At 64.0% G+C, this 16,478-nt stretch carries 14 protein-coding genes; 9 read left to right on the top strand and 5 right to left on the bottom strand.

Features of this window, described 5'->3' with window-relative positions; genetic code table 11:
* Positions 1–2: 2 nt before the first annotated feature.
* Positions 3–1,433: a mannose-1-phosphate guanylyltransferase/mannose-6-phosphate isomerase gene (locus OX462_RS20740; protein WP_070312100.1), complete on the top strand. Its 1,431-nt coding sequence runs from the start codon at positions 3–5 to the stop codon at positions 1,431–1,433.
* Positions 1,434–1,436: 3 nt separating this feature from the next.
* Here OX462_RS20740 and OX462_RS20735 read toward each other — a convergent pair whose 3' ends face one another.
* Entirely contained in the window at positions 1,437–2,015 is a 579-nt protein-coding gene (locus OX462_RS20735) for a serine acetyltransferase (RefSeq protein WP_070224569.1), read from the bottom strand.
* A 227-nt stretch (positions 2,016–2,242) separates the two neighbouring features.
* Here OX462_RS20735 and OX462_RS20730 point away from each other — a divergent pair, with 227 nt between their 5' ends.
* The 3 genes from OX462_RS20730 to OX462_RS20720 all read left to right on the top strand — a co-directional run bounded on the left by OX462_RS20730 (position 2,243) and on the right by OX462_RS20720 (position 4,620).
* The gene (locus OX462_RS20730) at positions 2,243–2,797 is read left to right on the top strand and encodes an FxDxF family PEP-CTERM protein (RefSeq protein ID WP_070289617.1); all 555 of its coding nucleotides are present in this window, start codon (positions 2,243–2,245) and stop codon (positions 2,795–2,797) included.
* Positions 2,798–2,875: 78 nt separating this feature from the next.
* Positions 2,876–3,454 (top strand): FxDxF family PEP-CTERM protein, encoded by a 579-nt coding sequence (locus OX462_RS20725; RefSeq protein ID WP_070312101.1) that lies wholly within the window; start codon positions 2,876–2,878, stop codon positions 3,452–3,454.
* Positions 3,455–3,609: 155 nt separating this feature from the next.
* The gene (locus tag OX462_RS20720; protein WP_256267282.1) at positions 3,610–4,620 is read left to right on the top strand and encodes a TIGR03790 family protein; all 1,011 of its coding nucleotides are present in this window, start codon (positions 3,610–3,612) and stop codon (positions 4,618–4,620) included.
* A gap of 54 nt (positions 4,621–4,674) precedes the next feature.
* Here OX462_RS20720 and OX462_RS20715 read toward each other — a convergent pair whose 3' ends face one another.
* Positions 4,675–5,415, bottom strand: a complete 741-nt coding sequence (locus OX462_RS20715; protein ID WP_070289618.1) for a PEP-CTERM sorting domain-containing protein — start codon at positions 5,413–5,415, stop codon at positions 4,675–4,677.
* 450 nt (positions 5,416–5,865) lie between these two features.
* On the opposite strand from OX462_RS20715, the gene OX462_RS20710 reads away from it, so the two are divergent.
* From OX462_RS20710 to OX462_RS20695, 4 genes are all read left to right on the top strand, one after another.
* Positions 5,866–8,859, top strand: a complete 2,994-nt coding sequence (locus OX462_RS20710; protein ID WP_409026960.1) for an ExeM/NucH family extracellular endonuclease — start codon at positions 5,866–5,868, stop codon at positions 8,857–8,859.
* A gap of 10 nt (positions 8,860–8,869) precedes the next feature.
* Complete coding sequence (locus OX462_RS20705; RefSeq protein ID WP_070223466.1) at positions 8,870–9,508, top strand: NF038129 family PEP-CTERM protein; 639 nt, start codon at positions 8,870–8,872, stop codon at positions 9,506–9,508.
* A 182-nt stretch (positions 9,509–9,690) separates the two neighbouring features.
* Positions 9,691–10,413, top strand: a complete 723-nt coding sequence (locus OX462_RS20700) for a winged helix-turn-helix domain-containing protein (protein ID WP_409026959.1) — start codon at positions 9,691–9,693, stop codon at positions 10,411–10,413.
* The gene (locus OX462_RS20695) at positions 10,410–11,081 is read left to right on the top strand and encodes a LuxR C-terminal-related transcriptional regulator (RefSeq protein WP_409026958.1); all 672 of its coding nucleotides are present in this window, start codon (positions 10,410–10,412) and stop codon (positions 11,079–11,081) included. The genes OX462_RS20700 and OX462_RS20695 overlap by 4 nt, the downstream gene beginning before the upstream one ends.
* Here OX462_RS20695 and OX462_RS20690 read toward each other — a convergent pair.
* From OX462_RS20690 to OX462_RS20680, 3 genes are all read right to left on the bottom strand, one after another.
* Entirely contained in the window at positions 11,078–11,482 is a 405-nt protein-coding gene (locus tag OX462_RS20690) for a protease inhibitor I9 family protein (RefSeq protein ID WP_121668781.1), read from the bottom strand. The genes OX462_RS20695 and OX462_RS20690 overlap by 4 nt on opposite strands.
* Before the next feature lie 104 nt (positions 11,483–11,586).
* Positions 11,587–14,739, bottom strand: coding sequence for a S8 family peptidase (locus tag OX462_RS20685; RefSeq protein ID WP_409026957.1), 3,153 nt, complete (start codon positions 14,737–14,739; stop codon positions 11,587–11,589).
* A 43-nt stretch (positions 14,740–14,782) separates the two neighbouring features.
* Entirely contained in the window at positions 14,783–15,541 is a 759-nt protein-coding gene (locus OX462_RS20680; protein WP_409026956.1) for an NF038120 family PEP-CTERM protein, read from the bottom strand.
* Positions 15,542–16,028: 487 nt separating this feature from the next.
* On the opposite strand from OX462_RS20680, the gene gspG reads away from it, so the two are divergent.
* Positions 16,029–16,472 carry a type II secretion system major pseudopilin GspG gene (gspG, locus tag OX462_RS20675; protein ID WP_034782166.1) on the top strand — a complete coding sequence of 148 codons (444 nt, stop codon included), beginning with the start codon at positions 16,029–16,031 and terminating at the stop codon, positions 16,470–16,472.
* Positions 16,473–16,478 lie beyond the last annotated feature (6 nt).

The raw sequence follows: 16,478 nt of genomic DNA, 5'->3' as shown, positions 1-16,478 counted from the left end.
ACATGAACATCTATCCAGTGATCTTGTCGGGAGGCTCCGGTAGCCGTCTATGGCCGCTGTCGCGCCAGGCGCTGCCCAAGCAATTGTTGCCGCTGGTATCAAGCCAGACGCTGCTGCAGGAAACCGTGTTGCGCGTGCGGGACCTGGGCGATGTCGGGCTGGCGGTCATGCCGCCGCTGCTGGTGTGCGGCAATGAGCACCGTTTCATGGTGGCTGAACAGCTGCGCCAGGTCGGCGTCGCGCCGCTGGCCATTCTGCTGGAGCCGCTGGGACGCAACACGGCACCGGCCATGGCGGTCGCCGCGCAATATCTGCTGGCGCACGATGCCGATGCCCTGATGCTGATCATGCCGGCCGACCATCTGGTCGGCGACGTGGCCGCGTTTCACCAGGCGATCGCGCAAGCCGCGCCGCTGGCCGACGCGGGCGCGCTGGCCACCTTCGGCATCTTGCCGACCGCCGCCGAGACGGGCTACGGCTATATCCTTGCCGGCGCCTCCCTGCCTGGTTCGGCGCAAGGACGGCAGGTCGAGCGCTTCGTGGAAAAACCGGACTTGCCCACAGCCCGCGCATTTCTTTCCGATGACCGTTACCTGTGGAACAGCGGCATGTTCCTGTTGCGCGCCGCCGCCTGTCTCGGCGAGTTGCGGATGCTGGAACCTGCCATGCTGGGGGACTGCGAGCTGGCCGTCGCGCACGGCTGCCGCGACCTCGACTTTTTTCGCCTCGATCCTGCCGCCTTTGCCCGCTGCCGCAGCGTTTCGATCGACCATGCAGTGATGGAACACACGCAGCGGGCCGTGGTCGTGCCGGCCGCCATCGGCTGGAGCGATATCGGTTCCTGGTCGGCCTTGTGGCAAGCCTTGCCCGGCGACGAGCATGGCAATGTCGTGCGCGGCGATACCTATCTCGATGGCGTGCACAATTGCCTGGTGCGTGCCGGCAGCCGCATGCTGGCGGTACTCGGGGTGGATGACCTGGTGATCGTCGAGACCGATGACGCCGTGCTGGTGGCGCACCGCGACCAGGTGCAGCGCGTGCGGCAGGTGGTCGAGCACCTGGAGCGGCATGCGCGCACGGAACACGTCCAGCACCGCCTCGTGTACCGGCCCTGGGGCAGCTACGAAGGCATCGATATGGGCGAGCGCTTCCAGGTCAAGCGCATCGTCGTCAATCCCGGCGGGCAACTGTCGCTGCAGATGCACCATCACCGCGCCGAGCATTGGGTAGTCGTGCGCGGCACGGCCCGGGTCACCTGTGGCGAGACTGTCAAATTACTGACGGAAAACGAATCCACCTACATTCCCATCGGTATGACGCATCGCCTGGAAAACCCCGGCAAGCTGCCGCTGCACCTGATCGAGGTGCAGACCGGCAGTTATCTGGGAGAGGACGATATCGTGCGCTATGCCGATGCCTACCAGCGCGCCTGAGGCTCAGGGCACGCGGTGCATTACGTCCGGCGTGCAGCCGCTCTTGACGACCTTGCCAGGGTTGCCCACCACGATGGAATACGGCGGGATGTCTTCCGTGACGACGGCGCCGCCTCCGATGCGGCTGCCGCGCCCGATGGTGATGCCGCCCGTGATGATGGCGTGCGGGCCGACCCACACCTCATCTTCCAGGGTCGGGTAGCCGGTGACGCGCTGGCCATCCCTGGCAATGCGGTCGCGACGGCCCAGCGTGACACCATGGAACAGCGTGACATTGCGGCCGATGACGGCACCCGGGCTCATCACCATGCCCCAGCCATGCGTGAGGGCAAATCCGGGGCCTATCTGCGCCCTCCAAGGGAAATCCACCCCCGCCTGGCTGGCCGCATAACGATGCACGAGCTTGCAGAATGGAAGAAATACGGGCCACAGGCCGCGCGCCTGCGATACCGCCTGGCAGAGGCGGGCGGTGGCGACGACACGGAAGGTTCTACTGCGCAAGATTTCCTTGAAGGTCAAGGGCCAGCTGCTGCGACCGAATAGCCGATACGTGTCTGCCTTTAATGCTGTCCAGGTTGTCATACATTCACCACGTCTTCCCCTCCTGTTGTCGTTGGTACTGATTATATCTTTACTATGTTTGCGCACGCCACGGTAACAAGCCGGCATCCGAATTTGATGCTATAAAGAAACTATTTATTAAAAAAAGAATAATCAAATAAATTGCTTTATGATACTATTCTCCTTGGTTAAATTAATTCAATTCCCGTAGGCAATTTATTGTCTGCAATTACGTTTGGTGGAATCGCATGAAGAAACATATTTGCTCAGCTGTGGCCACCGTGGCATTTGCCGGTGCCGCCCTGTTTTCCCAGGCAGCAGCCGCCGCCGTTGTCGACATCAGCTCCGTGCCGACGGCCGTGACGCTGGCGAATGGCGGATCGCTGACCTTTGGCGACAAGTTTAAATCCGGCAATAAAGACAACTTTTTCAACGACCACTTCACGTTCAACGTGGCACAGTTCAGCAATGTGAGCCTGGTGGTCACGTCGACCAGCACGAGCGCGGCGAATGGCTTGAACCTGACGGGCCTGGGCCTGTACGACAGCGCCAATCACAGCCTGTTGCAGGGCGCGCAGGTATTGACGGGCAAGGATGACAAGTGGACCTTGTCTTTTGCCAACCTGGCGGCCGGTTCCTATTACGTCAAGGTTAGCGGCAACCTCGTTTCGGGCGCGGGCGCCACCTTCAGCGGCAACGGCAGTCTGGTGTCGGCTGTGCCGGAACCGGCAAGCTACGGCATGCTGCTGGGTGGCCTGGGTCTGCTGGGCTTCCTGGCGCGCCGCCGCCAGAAGTCTGCCTGAGCACCGCTGCACCGCTTTCCTTCCGCATTTTTATCTTGCGGCCAGCCTGTGCCGGCCGCTGTTTCCTTGGTGAAAAGTATGAACAAAATTCTCAAATCCCTGTTCCTGGCGATCATGCTGGCCGGCAGCAGCCTGGGCGCGCAAGCCGCCCCCGTCGACATCAGCCACGCGCCTGTCGACCTGACGCAGGACTTGCTCGATTATTCGGGCAGCAACCTGTTCGGCTCGTTTACGCTGGCACCGGGCCAGTTGGCCGGCGTCGAGCACAATTTCTTCAGCGACAAATTCCTGTTCACCTTGACCGGTAGTAATGATTTTAGCGGCCTGGCCACTTCCCTGAAGCCCAGCCTGAACTCGGGCCTGACCTTGACGGGTTTCAGTCTGAAGAATGCCGGCGGCGTCGTCTTGCAAGGAACGCTGGACCTGTTGAACTTCACGGCGGCGGACCAGGCCTGGGTCCTGTCGTCGAACACAGCGCCGCTGGGCGCCGGCGACTACTTCCTGGAAGTGAATGGCTACGTGGCCTCGGCGGCCGGCGGCAGCTATAGCGGCAACGTGTCCGTCAATCCCGTGCCGGAACCGGAAACCTATGCCATGTTGCTGGCAGGTCTGGGCCTTGTGGGTTTCATGGCGCGCCGCCGCAAGCAGCAGGCGTGATGGCCGTGGCGTGAACGGAAAAGCGGAGGCCTCGGCCTCCGTTTTTTTTTGCAGCGCTTCCGCGGCTATTTTCAAGGCTATAATTGTTGGCACCATGGGCGGCCGGCAAACGGCCGTTTTGATCAATCGCACGTGTATTTTTTCCCGGTACCCCATTGCGTATTTCATTCTGTCTGTCGCTGGCATTGCTGGCCAGTAGCGCCCATGGCGCCGCACCCGGCTTGCAGCCGTCACAATTGGCCATCGTCATCAATGATGCTGAACCGAACAGTATCGAGGTGGGGGAGTATTACCGCCAGGCGCATGCCATTCCTGCCGCCAATATCGTGCATGTGCATATTCCAAACCGGCCGCGCAAGCTGAGCATGGACCAGTTCGCTCAACTGAAGGAGCGCATCGACGGCCAGCTGAAGCCAGGTATCCAGGCGGTGCTGATGGTATGGAGCGCGCCGTATGCGGTCGAATGCAATTCCATCACCTCGGCCTTTACCTTGGGATATGACGCCGGGCAGTGTTCGAAGAGCTGCGGCGCCGGCAAGCCCAGTACCTATTTCAACAGCGATACGGCCCAGCCATTCAGCCAGCTGGGCATGCGTCTGTCGATGTTGCTGCCCATCGATTTTGTCGAAGAGGCCAAGGCGGTCGTCGATCGCGGCACGGCCAGCGGTTTTGCCGTGCCGGCCGCCAGTGCCTATTACCTGAACACGAGCGAAGGCGCGCGCAACAGCCGCGCGGCATTTTTTCCACCGGCCGGAGTGGTGCGCCAACGCAAGCTGACGATCAAGAACATGAAGGCCGATGTGCTGGAAGGCGCACAGGACATCATGGTGTACCAGACGGGCATGGCGAAGGTGGACAAGCTCGATACCTTGCGTTTTCTGCCGGGCGCTCTGGCCGACCACCTGACGTCGTTTGGCGGCGATTTGCAGGGCACGGCGCAGATGAGCAGCCAGCGTTGGCTGGAAGCGGGCGCGACCGCCAGTTACGGCACCGTCAGCGAGCCCTGTAATTATTGGCAGAAATTTCCTAACCCCACGGTGCTGCTGCGCCGCTACCTGAGCGGCATGACGGCGCTTGAAGCGTACTGGGGCAGCGTCGCCTGGCCGGCGCAGGGGCTGTTCATCGGCGATCCTCTGGCGGCGCCCTACGCCAGCTTCCGCCGCTGACGGCATGCTGGCGTGATTGAAGGCAAAAAAAATGGCTCGTATGAGCCATTTTTTTTATGCCTTGCCGTTGCGGCGGCGGCCGATCCAGCTCAGCAGTCCCAGGCCTGCCAGCAACATCACATAGGTTTCCGGTTCCGGTACGGGAGGAATCGGCGGCACTACGACGCCACTGCCGCCCGTGCCGATCGCGCCGCCGCCGCTGCGGTCGAAACCGCCGCTGGCGCCTCCGCCGCCGACACCGCCGCCACCGGCCGGCGGCGCGATGCCGCCGCCAGACGAGACCAGCAGCGGTTCATACACGTCGCCGGCACGCAGGCTGCGGCCAGCTTGATAGCCACGGCCCTCGATGGCTGGTTCTTCCTGCGCATACACGAAATCGCGGCTGCCGAAATGGTGCTGGCCGGTGCTGGCCAGCAGGCTGGCATTGGCGCCGTATCCTGCATCGGCAGGCTGTCCCAGAGCGTTGGCCAGACGATGGCCATTGCCGGAAAATGCAGGCGTGCGCAATACCTGGTCTGACTCGCCGGTACCAAATTCGGGCGTCGAGCCAACGCCGTCATTGCTGCGCGCGCCAAAGTTGACGAAACCATTCGCCAGGCTGCAGGCGCTGCTTGAACTGTCGGGGTTGAATTCGGCGCCCTTGCCGCCGCCATCCGCATTGCCCGCTTCGCAGCGCTTGCTGTCCGCATTGGCCTGTGCCGCAACTGTCTGTGCCTGCGCCAATCCGGCCGTCATGAACAGGGCTGCCGCCATGGCGGCGCAGAAAACGGAGTATTGCTTGCGTGGTTTTAACATGGTCTATCTCTTCAGAATGCATGCGAGCGTCGCGCCGTGCGCTGTCCGTTCGTGATGCGATTAATATTGCTACCGGTAATGCGACCTTTGTGTGCATGGCCGGATGTGCATCCCAAGAGGCAAGCGAGGCTGGGGCCTGCTCTCATTGTTGCGAAGCTGGTTGTTGTTGTCAGGAACAAAATTTATTTGCCTGAAATATATCACATTTTTCCTGGCGGCGTCTTTTTGACTTGCCACACGGTGCCATATGTTGTTCATAAAATACGTTTCAGCAGGCATCGGAAATAGCTGACGGACGAGGCTTTACTCCATTCGGCTTAATCAAATGTCATCAAGTCGTCATCCCCGGCCTTTAATATGCAAATAACAAGTCTGAAATACTTTTGTTAATTGTGGCGCGCCGGCCCATCATGCGGGACCGGCGTCACTTATTTACCGACCGGGATCCTCATGCACACCTCGTTTTCCCCCTTGCGCACGCCGCTGCGCCTGACCGTCATGGCTACCCTGCTGGCCAGCCTGTCCGTGCCGGCCCTGGCGGCTTCCGATATTGTCATCAGCCAGGTGTATGGCGGTGGCGGCAACAACGGCGCGCTGTATCGCAACGATTTTATCGAACTGTTCAACCGCGGCGCCAGCCCCGTGAACCTGAGTAACTGGAGCGTGCAATACGCGTCCGCCGCCGGTTCGAGCTGGGCCGTGACGGCCTTGCCGGCTATCGATTTGCAACCGGGCCAGTATTTGCTGGTCCAGCAAGCCAAGGGGACGGGCGGCACGCAGGACTTGCCCGCGCCGGATGCCTCGGGCAGCCTGGCCATGTCCGGCACGGCCGGCAAGGTGTTGCTGAGTAATAACAAGACGGCCCAGACGGGCACCAGCCCCACGGGCGCCGCCGTCGTCGACCTCGTCGGTTTCGGCACGGCCAACGGTTTTGAGGGCGCCGTCGCGCCCGCGCCATCGAATACCCTGTCGATTGCGCGCGCGAATGGCGGCTGCGGCGACACGGACGATAACAGCGTGGACTTTACCGCCGGCAGCGTGACGCCGCGCAACACGGCTTTCGAGCGCCACGTCTGCGGCGGCCCCGTCGTGCACCAGATCATCACCAGCTGCCCGGCCAGCCTGGCGCTGGCGCTGGGCAATGGCGGCAGCGCCGTGCTGCGCGCGTCCGACGTGGATGGCGTGGTGAATGCTGCTATCTTGAGCTCGCCGGCCGTGGCCGGCATCAGCCTGGCCAACTTCAGCGCGGCCGGCGTGGCGGGCGAGAGCGCCAGCGTGAACCTGCTGGTGGCCGCTGGCGTGCCGGTGGGCAATTATCCCGTCGTCGTCCAGTTCGGCAACGACCAGCAGCAAACGGCGTCATGCAAGGTCGACGTGGCCGTGCAAGGCCTGGCCGCCGTCAGCCACACGATCCCGCAAATCCAGGGCAGCGGTGCGGCCAGCCCCTACGCCAATTCCGTGCAGACGACCGAGGGCGTCGTCACCCTGAAAGTAGGCACGGGTTTCTTCATGCAGGACGCGGCCGGCGACGGCGACCCGTCGACCTCGGACGGCATCTTCGTGTACACGGGCGCGGCCGTTATCACCGTGCAGCCGGGCGAGCTGGTACGCGTGACGGGCACGGTGTTCGAATACACGCCGTCGGGCGCGAAAAATTCCTATACGGAACTGAAGGACGTGACGGCCATCCTCACGCAAAGCGCGGGCCACGGCATCGTGCCGGTGAATGTGACCTTGCCGAACGACAACCTGGCTGCCGTGGAAGGCATGCTGGTGCGTTTCACGCAACCGCTGACCGTCTCGCAAAACGCCTACCTGGGCGCGCGCGGCGAACTGACCCTGTCGGCGGGACGGCGCGAAGTGCCGACCAACCGCTATCCGGCAGGCTCCGCCGAAGCGCAAGCCTTGATCGCCGCCAATGCGAACAACCTGATCGTGCTCGATGATGGCATTTTCGTCACGCCGCCGACGATACCGTATATCGGCCAGGACAACACCGTGCGCAGCGGCGACACGGTGGCCGACCTGACGGGCGTGGTGGATTTCGGTGCCATCGGCGGTGGCGGCGCCGCCTACAAATTGCAGCCGACGCAGACGCCGCAATTCTCGCGCGACAACCCGCGCACGGGCAGCCCGGAACTGCCATCCGGTAACGTCAAGGTGGCCAGCGCCAACGTGCTCAATTTCTTTACGACCTTTACCAATGGCAATAACGTGTTTGGCCAGACGGGGCAGGGCTGCACCGTGGGTGCGTCGACCACCAAGTCGAACTGCCGCGGCGCCGACAACCTGGCCGAATTCGTGCGCCAGCGCGACAAGATCGTGGCCGAACTGAAAGCCATCGATGCGGACGTGGTGGGCTTGATGGAAATCCAGAACAATGGCGAAACGGCCGTCACTTACCTGGTCGAGCAGCTGAACGCGGCCATCGGCGGCGTCACCTACGCCGTGGTGCCGAAGCCGGCCGCCACGGGTACGGACGCCATCCGCGTGGCCATGATCTACAAGCCTGCCAAGCTGGGCCTGGTGGGCGGCGCCCTGTCGGACGCCAACGCCATCAACAACCGTCCGCCGATGGCGCAAACGTTCAAGGCCGCCAACGGCGAGAAATTCTCGCTGGTCGTCAACCACCTGAAATCGAAGGGCAGCTGCCCGTCGAGCGGGCTGGACGCGGACCAGAACGATAGCCAGAGCTGCTGGAACGCCACCCGCGTGCAGCAGGCCCAGCGCCTGGTGGGCAGCTTCGTGCCGCAGGTGGCGGCCGCCGCCGGCGACGCGGACGTGCTGGTCATCGGCGACTTGAATTCGTATGGCGCGGAAGACCCGATCCAGGTCATCACGGGCGCCGGATTCGTCAATGAACTCGAGCGTTTCGTGCGGCCGTCCGGCATGCCGTACTCGTACGTATTCGGCGGCCAGAGCGGCTACCTCGACCATGCCCTGGCCAGCGCTTCGCTGAGTCCGCAAGTGGCCGGCGTGGCCGAGTGGCATGTGAATGCGGATGAGCCGGAAGTGATCGACTACAACATCGACTCGGCCAAGCCGCAAGACCTGTACAACGCCTTGCCCTACCGCGCCTCGGACCACGACCCCGTCGTCATCAGCCTGGACTTGCAGCCCGCCTACCGCGACATCACGGCCGGCGTGGCGCAAGCCAGCTCGGGACTGACGTTCAACCGCGCGACGCAAAAGTACGCGGGCACGTTCTCGTTCACCAACACGGGCACGGCGGCCATCAGCGGCCCGTTCCAGGTGGTGTTCGGCGGCTTGCCGGCCGGCGTGACCCTGGCCAATGCCACGGGCAGCCATGCGGGCGCCGCCTATGTCACCGTCAACGCGGCCAGCCTGGCGCCCGGTGCGACGGCCTCGTTCGCCGTCAGTTTCACCAATCCGTCGAAAGTGACGATCAATTACTCGGCCAGCATTTTTGCCGGCAACTTCTAAGGACTTGACCATGTTGACAACGAAATTCAATCTTACCCTGCGCCGTGCCGTGCTGGCCGCCTTGCTCGCTGGCAGCAGCAGCCTGGCGCTGGCGGACCCGCTAGCCTACCGCGTGGAAATCGACACGAGCCAGTTCTCGGGCGCCGGTTTCCTCGACTTCGCCTTTATCGCCGGCAACAGCCCGGCGCCGGGCGCGACAGCCACCCTCAGCAATTTCTCGGGCGCGTTCGGCGCGCTGGCATCGCAGGAAGGCAACGTCAGCGGCAGCTTGCCCGGCACCTTGACCTTCGGCAATAGTGGCGCCTACAACGACTGGTTTCACAACGTGACCCTGGGCGGCAAATTCGGTTTCAACGTCGTTTTCGGCGGCGACTTCCTGAACACGGCCGGCAACGCGGGCACGACGTTTGGCGTGGGCTTGCTCGACTACACCGGCACGTCCTACCTGGGCAATGCGAACGGCAACCTCGTGCAATTCGAATTGACGCCGCTCAATGGGGGCATTCCGGCGAGCATCGCCGGCAGCACGTATGCGAGCATCGCGTCGATCTCGGCCGTGCCGGAAGCGTCGGAGTGGATGATGCTGACGGGCGGCCTGGCACTGATCGGTTTTGCCTTGCGCCGCCGCCAGCCTGTCACGCGCGCCTAGTTTTTCCAGTCGGAACACAGCGCGCCTGCGGGCCGCTGTGCTTCGCCTATTTAGTCGCAATAGCTATAAATCAGGAAACTAAATTGTATTGGTCAGCGTTTTACGCTTGATGCATAGTCAAAAACTTGTCGGGCCGTCTAGTTTTTCATGGAGGGCCGCCAACTTTTTCGGAAGGATGCATCATGCGCCGTCATATTTTGCTGCTCGATCCCGCGCCCGCCATGCAAGCCTTGTTGCTGCATAACCTTGAAGGTGCCGGCTACCGGGTCAGCTGCGCCCCGGACGCGCGCGGCGCGCAGGCGCTGATGGCCGTGGATGCGCCCGACGTGCTGCTGCTGGAATGGGAGCTGCCGGATGCGTCCGGCATCGCGCTGCTGCGCCAGGTGCGCCAGGATGGCCAGCTGTGCGACCTGCCCATCATCATGGTGAGCGCGCGCGACAGCGAACAGGACAAGGTGCTGGCGCTGGAAAGCGGCGCCGACGACTATCTGTGCAAGCCTTTCGGTCCCCGTGAAATGCTGGCCCGCGTGCACGCGCTGCTGCGCCGGCGCACCCCATCGGCCTGGCGCCCAGGCGCAAACACGGCCGGCGCCAGCGTCTTGCGGCTCGACCCGCATACCCAGCGCGTGACGGCCGGCAGCGTGCCCGTCAGCCTGGGCCGCGTGGAATTCAAGCTGCTGCATTTCCTCATGGACCATCCCGGACGCGTGCATAGCCGCGCGCACCTGCTGGACCAGGTGTGGGGCCATGCGGCGTATCTTGACGAACGCACGGTCGATGCCCACGTTGGGCGCTTGCGCCACGCGCTGCAGCCGGGCGGCTGCGGCCACCGCATCGAAACCGTGCGCGGCAGCGGCTACCGTTACCTGGCCGCCGATGCCGCCAACGCCGCCGTGCGCGCATGATGCTGCTGACGGGGCGGGAGCAGGAATACCTGCTGCACGCCATACTCGGCGCGCATGGCATCGCCGAGTCCGGCGATTTCTTTCTGTGGAGCCAGGGGCCGTTGCAAACGCTGTTGCCGCACGACTTATTAATGTGCGCGCAGCTGGGCGCCGACGGGGCCGTGCTGCGCAGCGAAGCCTGGCACAGCATCGTGCCTGATCACGCGCAGCTGCGCGAGCGCCACGGCCAGCTGGCGCGCCTGGCGCTGGTCTGGCGCGCGGGCGGACAAAGGGCGGGCGTCATCGACGGCGTGCTGGTGCACGGCAGCGTGGGTGAGGGGGGCGGCAGCTTTTTTGCCCTGTTCGCCATGGGAACCGTGGACGCGGCACGCCAGGCATACGCGCTGGAATTGCTGCTGCCCTACCTGCACCTGCACTGGCTGGCGCTGCCAGGCAGTACACGTGCGCCCCTGGCCGGGCCGGGCGCCACGCGCGCGGCCAGTGCGCGCGAGCTGGAAGTACTGCATTGGGTGCGCGAGGGGAAGAGCAATGACGAGGTGGGGCAAATCCTCGGCATCAGCGGCACCACCGTGAAAAGCCATTTGCAGCGCATCTATAAATTATTGGGCGTGAGCAACCGCACGCAAGCCGTCTTGCGCGGCATCGCGCTGCGTCTGCTCAGCCATTAACGCTGATCCTGTATTGTATTCTTGCCGTTGCCGCCGCCATCCTGCGTGTGTTCGATGCTGCCGGGCGACACCCGCGCCACGTCGGGGCTCGCTTGCAGGCGCGCCACTTCGTCCAGCGTCAGCATGGCGGCAAAACCATTGAAGGCCGTCGTATAGCGATATTGCACGGGAGCATCGGGTACCAGCGCCAGCACGGCGCGCTGCTGCGCTTCGAGCTGGGCCGTGTAGCGCCGCGCGGCGTCGCTGTTCGTATCGAGCCCATGCATGCCGTCCGCCTGCGAGGCCAGCGGCGGGGCGCGCAATTGCACCAGATACGATAGCCGCGCCGCGGCGGCCTGCGCCGCGACAGGCAGCGCATGGACGCTGGCCAGGATGGCAATACTGAGGCGAAATGCGGACATGCAAGCTCCCTTGGCGCATGGCGCCCATGCGCCGATTGTACGCGCGTCGCGTATAAAAAACGCGCCCCGCAGGGCGCGCCGTGTTATTGCCTGGAGCGACACCGTTACAGCTTGGCATCCACCTTCACGTTGCGCTGGCTGGGAACGGCCAGCGGCAGCGGGTTGTTGGTCTCCACCGACAGCACGGTGGTGGACGCGGCCGCATTGTTGCCATCAAGGAAGACTACGCCGCCCAGGTAGCGCTTGCCCGTTTCCAGTCCCGACCAGCTGACGCCGGCCGTGGCGCTGCCGCCCACGTACACCTTGCTGGGCAGGGTGGCTTTCAGGTTGCCGCCCTTGTCGGCTGTCGTGACGACGGCCGACGACAGGCCGAAGCCGGTCGACACGCCATTTGCCACTTCGTAGCCGATCACGCACACCTTGTAGCTGCCCGCCGCCGGGGTGGTCAAGGTGATGGACTCGTTCGAACCGGCCGTGGCCGAGGTGGCGACGGTTGCGCCGGTACTGTTGAGCAGCAGCAGGTCGAGGTCATTGCCGGCGCCCTCGGTCGTGTCGCGGTCGAATATTTCGAAGCGCGCCACGACGGTGCTGGCGGGAATGCTGACATTGACCGCGCGCACGCCGCTGCCGCCCGCCTTGCACGCGGCAGCCATCTGTTCCAGCGTGTCGACGCTGCCCGGCGCGGCCTGGCTGATGGTTTGCTCGCTGCGCGCCACTTCCTTCAGGCCGCCCGTCGCCGCGCCCACCTTGCCGGCAAAGCCGGTGGACAGCGTCAGCGAACGCAGGCCGCTGACCTTGTCGGCCTGCAGCAATGCCGGCGACTGTACCGCGCGGCCCGAGCGGGCCGTGACGGGGCTGCGCACCGTGTGCACGCCGTCGCTCCACACGAGGGCGCCGTACTGCCAGGCATTGTCCGGCGCCGTGGTGCGCGTCAGGGTCACGGTGAAGGACTTGGTTTCGCCGGGCGCGAGCAGCAGGGTGGCAGGCGAAACCGCCACGCTGTAGCCGCTGACCGAAGCGCTGGCCGTGTAGGTGGCGCTGCTGCTGCCCACGTTGGTGACGCGGCGCGTCACCGTTTGCGTGCCCAGCACGTTGCCGATGGTGATGGACGGCATGTTCAGGTTGTAGCCGGCCAGGGTGCCGCCCGCGCATTCGGCCGTCATGCCGACGCCGCACATGTATTTCTTGTAGTCGGCCAGGCTGGCGTCATACACGAGGCCGGGATCGGTCGCCTTGTTCGGCGTCACGTGGCCGGCGCCCTGGCCCCAAGGCAGGATGCCGCGCGCGTCGCCCGCCTGAACGTCGGGCAGGGTGGTGCTGCCGGTCGTCATCAGGGCCGATTTGATGGCGGCCGGGCTCCAGTCCGGGTGCTGCTGGCGCAGCAGGGCGGCCAGGCCGGCCACGTGCGGGCTGGCCATCGAAGTGCCTTGCAGGAAGATGTAGGCTTGCGGCGGCACCAGGCTGCCATCCTGCACGGCGTCGCGCTGGGCGCGCGACAGGGCAGGCGTGCCGCCGGCCAGAATGTCCACGCCAGGGGCCGTGACGTCCGGCTTGAGCAGGTTGGCGTCGTACAGGTTCGGGCCGCGCGACGAGAAGTCGGCCACCACGGGGGCGGCGGGGCCGTTGCCGTTGGTGACGAAACGCGAGATGGCGGCCGTGGCCGTGCCCGTTTGCGCCTGGGCATTGATCAGCGCGCCATCGGCGGCGCTCACGTGCAGGGCCGGCAGCACGTGCGGGTCGGATACCAGACCGATGCCCGTATCGACCAGCACCATGCCGGCGCCGCCCGCTTCGAGCACGGCGACGCCCTTGTCGGTACGCGCCGTGGTGCCGCGCAGGCAGCTGACGACCTTGCCGGCCACCTTGGCCGGGTCCAGCAGGGCCACGCCGCCGTTGTCGCCGGCGCGGTAGCACAGGGCCAGTTTTTGCGCATCGGCGCCGGGCAAGCCCGCATCCTGGGCACGGATCAGGGTGGTGGCGGGCAGCGGGTTGTAGTTGAGCGAGGCGCCCGTGTAGCTGGCGCCGTTGCTGAGAGTCACTTTGGCCTGGTTGGCGCGGTTGTGCGTCGAAGCGGCCACGGTGGTGATCCATGGGCTGACGTGGGCCACGGTATTGGCTGGCCCCGCATTGCCGGCGGACGCGGCAACGAAGACGCCCGCGTTCGACGCGTGCAGGAACGCTTGCTCGACCGGGTCGTTGACGGTGCCGCCGCCGCTGATCGAGTAATTGATCACGTGTACGCCGTCCTGCACGGCTTTTTCGATCGCCGCCACGCTGTCGCCGCCGTAGCAGCCGTTTTTCGCGCCGGTCGGCTGGGTGGCCAGGTTGTACGACCAGCACACCTTGTAGACGGACAGGCGGGCGCGCGGCGCCACGCCGGAAATGGCGCCCAGCGGCGAACCGCCGACGGTGACGGGCACGCCCGCGTTGCCGCCCGCGGTGGATGAGGTATGCGTGCCGTGGCCGCCTTCGCCATTCGGGTCGCCGATGGAATCGCGCGGCGAGGTGTATTCGCTCCAGTGCTGGATTTTGTCCGTCTCGGTCAGGCGCACGGCGTTGAAATACTGCGCGCCGAGCAGCTTGTTGTTGCAATGGTCTTGCGTAAAGCCTTCGCCCGTCTGGCAGCTGCCTTTCCAGGCGGCTGGCGGAGCGCCGTAGGCCAGGGTGGCGTTCGGATCGAAGGTCGGTGCGCCGTTGGCGTCGACCTTGTCCGCATACGACAGGTTTTCCGGCCACACGCCGCCATCGACGATGCCGATGATGATGTCTTCGCCCGCATGCTGCTTGCCGCCCAGCTGGCTCCACAGGCCGCCCGGCTGGTCCAGGCCCAGGAAGGTGGGCGTATAGTTCGTCTGCAGGGCGCGCGGCTCGTCGGGAGCGATGCTGGCCACCTCGCCGCTCGCTTGCAGCTGGCGCACTTCGGCGTCCGTCAGCAGGGCGGAGAAACCGTTGAGGACGATCTTGTACTGGTATTGCACGGGCGCGGCGGCGACGAGGGCTTGTACCCGGGCCTGTTTCTGCTCAAGGTAGTCGCCATACAGCTGCACTTGCGCGCTGGCCAAGTCGAGGCGGCCGCCGGCGGCAGGCTGGGTGGCGCCCAGGCCTTCCACCGAGCCGGTGTAGGAGGCGATCGGTTTGTCGGTCAGTTGCACGATGTAGGGGCGGCGCAGGTCGTCGGCGTGGGCCTGGAAGCTGAGGCTGGCAAACAGGCTCAGCACGGCGAGCGAAATGGGACGCAAGGCGGGACGGAATGTCATGTCGGGTTTCCTGGTGACGGTAGCGGGAATCGAAAGGGATAAATCAGGCTTGCTGGCGACGGCGCGCCGCGAAACCGATGCCTGCCAGGCCCAGCAGCAGCATCGCGTAGGTCGATGGCTCCGGTACCGAGGCGACGATATTGTCGAGCGCAAACTGGCCCTTGTTGCTGTTGAAGGCGTTGCAACTGCCGGCCGTGTTGCAAGTGAAACCGAAGAAGGCCAGCGACGCGAACTGCTGGCTGCCGAAGTTGGCGCTGGTGTTGTAGCGCTGGAACTGGAAGTTGCCGCCGAGCGGGCCGCCCAGCTGGTACGTTTCATACATGTAAGAGCCGTCCGCATAGAAGCCTTGCACGCGCAGCAGGCCGGCCACGGCCGGATAGGTGACGCCCTGGGCATAGCCGATGAAGCTGGCATCGAAACCTTGCAGGCTGACGCTGCCGCCCGTCTTCAGCGGGTCCAGGTAGACGATGCCGTCGTTGAGGGCCGCATAGTAATTGCTCGTATTGTTGGTCGGGCACGCCATGCCGCAGGCGGCCGGGTCCGTGCCGTCGAAGACTGCGCCGACCAGGTCGCCATTACTGGCGCCGTCGGCATTTGAGAGGCCCGTCAGCAGGAAATTTTTGAATTCCAGCGAGTCGCCGTGGCCGACGAACTGGCTGTCGAGATTATCGAAGTTGATCACGTCCGCGACGGCGGCGGGAGCCCAGGCGGCGGACAGGGCCAGGATGGCGGCGCCGGTCCACTGCTTGGCCGAGAAAGGACTTGCTGCGGCAGTTGCCTTCGGATGCACAATACGAGTCATGAATTTTCCCTTGGTGATTATGTCGGATGCAATATGTTTTGCGTCTTGGATGCTGTCTTGGATGCTCTCTCCTGCGCGGCCGGATAGGATCAATGCGGACCCATGCGTAGAAAATTGATTTTTACTATAGCAAAAGAGGCAATTACATTGTTTGATATTCTTTCAAATTTAATTTGAAAGTTACAAATAATGAATGAATAAAATTCATCATTTACTATGGTTTGACAACCAAAAGTAGATAGTTTCCGCATTGAAAATAGTTGAATAATTGACTAGCCAGTCAGGCGCGCGCGGCGCCGTGGCCCTTTCGTACACACTGGATGGTTTCCGCAGGAATTTGTTGTTCACAGAGCAAAGAAAAGATTGTATTAACCATAACCGGCATGGTAGGCTGATAAGCATCAGGCAAGCGCGTGTCGCCCGTGCGTGGCCATCCGCCGCGCACAGCGACGCAATGTATTGAAGGTAGGCAATAAGGAGTTACCGGATGCATGCAGCACACAGGCAGAACCTTGCGGCAACGCGCCATGCGCGCGGCTTTACCTTGCTCGAACTGCTGGTGGTCATCGTGATCATCGGCTTGCTGGCCGCGTATGTCGGCCCCAAGTATTTCGCCCAGCTGGGCAAATCCGAAGTGACGGTGGCCAAGGCGCAGATCGAGGCGTTTGAAAAATCGCTCGACACCTACCGCCTCGACGTGGGCCGCTATCCGACCACGGAAGAAGGCCTGGCCGCGCTGCTGGCCGCGCCGCCCGCCGCCGGCACGCGCTGGAATGGCCCCTATCTGAAAAAAGCCGTGCCGCTCGACCCCTGGGGCCATGCGTATCAATACCGCGCGCCCGGCAGCAAGGGCGAGTACGACATCGTCTCGATGGGCAAGGATGGCCAGCCCGGCGGCAGCGGCGAAAACGCCGACATCAGCTCGCAATAACGCCAG

Source organism: Janthinobacterium aestuarii (genome assembly GCF_046113285.1).
In the GTDB taxonomy this organism is placed as follows: domain Bacteria; phylum Pseudomonadota; class Gammaproteobacteria; order Burkholderiales; family Burkholderiaceae_D; genus Janthinobacterium.
Note: the sequence above shows the minus strand (reverse complement) of the source record. Positions and strands in the feature narration are given on the sequence as shown.